1 pseudogene is annotated in these 331 nt (G+C 64.0%); it reads left to right on the forward strand.

Annotated features, from left to right (window positions below):
- Nucleotides 1–79: 79 nt before the first annotated feature.
- A pseudogene (locus ACLZOT_RS51025) lies at nucleotides 80–331 on the forward strand (ABC transporter substrate-binding protein); the annotation flags it as partial.

The following is a 331-nucleotide window of genomic DNA, read 5'->3' on the forward strand; positions in this document are numbered from 1 at the left end:
GTACAGCGCCGAGCAGTCGGTCTCCGGTGACCACTACGTCTACCTGCCGAACAAGAACTACTAAGACAAGGACGCCGTCCACTTCAAGAAGATCACCGTCCGGGTGATCCCGAACATCAACTCGGCGGTGCAGGCCCTGAAGTCCGGTCAGATCGACTTCATGTACGGCTCCCCGGACGTGGCGCCCACCGTCGCCGGCAGCTCCTCGATCACCACGATCAAGAAGCCCACCACCTGGGCGGGCCTGTTCCTCCTCGACCGCGAGGGCACCGTCGTCAAGGGGCTGTCCGATGTGCGGGTCCGGCAGGCGCTGAACTACGCCATCGACCGC

Origin of the sequence: Streptomyces sp. 4F14, from assembly GCF_048159485.1 — a bacterium.
In the GTDB taxonomy this organism is placed as follows: Bacteria; Actinomycetota; Actinomycetes; order Streptomycetales; family Streptomycetaceae; genus Streptomyces.